This window comes from Vibrio sp. Hep-1b-8, assembly GCF_006124995.1.
Taxonomy (GTDB): Bacteria; Pseudomonadota; Gammaproteobacteria; order Enterobacterales; family Vibrionaceae; genus Vibrio.
In genome coordinates, this window is the sequence record NZ_QEWN01000065.1 from 1 (window position 1) to 1,025 (window position 1,025).

The 1,025-nt window shown below is 43.2% G+C and carries 1 protein-coding gene and 1 pseudogene; both read left to right on the forward strand.

The genetic code is table 11. From position 1 onward, the window contains the following. A partial coding sequence (locus DA100_RS08275) for a transposase (protein ID WP_138971721.1) occupies nucleotides 1-373 on the forward strand: 373 nt, incomplete at its 5' end. A gap of 253 nt (nucleotides 374-626) precedes the next feature. Continuing rightward, a pseudogene (locus DA100_RS08280) lies at nucleotides 627-1,025 on the forward strand (transposase); the annotation flags it as partial.

Below are 1,025 nucleotides of genomic sequence, written 5' to 3' on the forward strand. Positions count from 1 at the left end.
GCGTTTTAATTACTGGCTCAATAAAGGGAGCAAGCAAATACCAATTCAACGCTATCAAGGTCGCTGCAAAAAACTGGATGAGCATAGCCCAAGCTTGTGGTTGTTCTTAACTAACCCCAAAATACCATTGACCAACAATGAAGCTGAACGCCGGCTTCGTGGCTTTGTTATTCAAAGAAAAATCAGCTACGGCACTACCTCGGATGCAGGCGACAAGTTCCGAGACCGCCTACACTCGCTAATCGAAACTTGTAAAAAGCGAAAGATATCGTCACTTGATACGCTTTCACGCATAGTCAATGCTGTTGTTCGTCAGCAGCCGTACCCAAATGTGCTCGATCTTAAACACACGAGTTTTTACCTAAACACTTAGTCAACACGGTGCTGGTGAACGCTTACCAAATAGTCACCTATAGTTAATTTACATACAGGTGAATTATGATGTTGTAATGAATGATATAGCAGTCGAAGTTTACCTTTTCCTTAGATCCAAGCATCACATCATCTATAACTGATTGTGTCAGAGTTTTTCTCCATTTAGCTTCACCGGAGTTAGAGTTCACCAGTTGACCATTAACAATAAAGTGTGAGTTAACGCAATTGACCAGCTAAGTTCACTTAGACCAATGCCCAAGCCTCGCTACAAGACAACCATTTGGAAACACTATAACCAAGCCTTGAGTAATCGCGGCTCGCTGACATTTTGGATTGGTGAAGAAGCCATTCAGCTATGGAAGCAAATCAAACAGGGAAACCGTGTGAGACCTCGCTTGTTTAGTGACTTAGCCATTGATGCGACAGGACTAAAGATTTAAGGTGAGGGCGAGTGGAAAGTTAAAAAGCATGGCACTAACGGGAAGCGCCGTGTCTGGAGAAAGTTGCATTTAGCGGTTGATACCGACACGCATGAAATCATTGCTGTTGAGTTCGATTTATCGAATGCGAGCAACGGTGAAGTGCTACCTAATTTGCTCAGACAATCTCGACGAAAAATCGCAGAGATATCTGACGATGGTGCTTATGAC